This is a genomic window from Gordonia sp. DT219, assembly GCF_049847065.1.
Taxonomy (GTDB): domain Bacteria; phylum Actinomycetota; class Actinomycetes; order Mycobacteriales; family Mycobacteriaceae; genus Gordonia.
The window spans coordinates 1-254 of record NZ_JBNCNR010000122.1 but is presented as its reverse complement, the minus strand read 5'-3'; the positions used below and the strand labels follow the sequence as shown (position 1 = coordinate 254).

The window sequence follows — 254 nt, the reverse complement described above, 5'->3', positions numbered from 1 at the left end:
ACCGCACCCGGCCCGTGAGTCCGGTCTGTGGCGGCGCCGGCGGCAACGTGGTCATCGCCGCGAGATCCTCGTCGAGGACATCGATGGGCCGCCCGTGCAGTGACCGCACCGTGCGGGCGTTGGCTTTCGGCAGCCACGCCCCGAGTTGGGTGTTGAAATCGGCCGCCGAGGTGAACGCGCGGCCCGGCAGGAACGAGGTCTCCAGATACTGGTTGTTGCGTTCGGTCATCCCTTTGAACTCCGGATCCCGCGGC

The 254-nt window shown here is 68.5% G+C and carries 1 pseudogene; it reads right to left on the bottom strand.

Features of this window, described 5'->3' with window-relative positions:
• Window positions 1-254: pseudogene (locus ACPXB3_RS22685) on the bottom strand (IS21 family transposase); the annotation flags it as partial.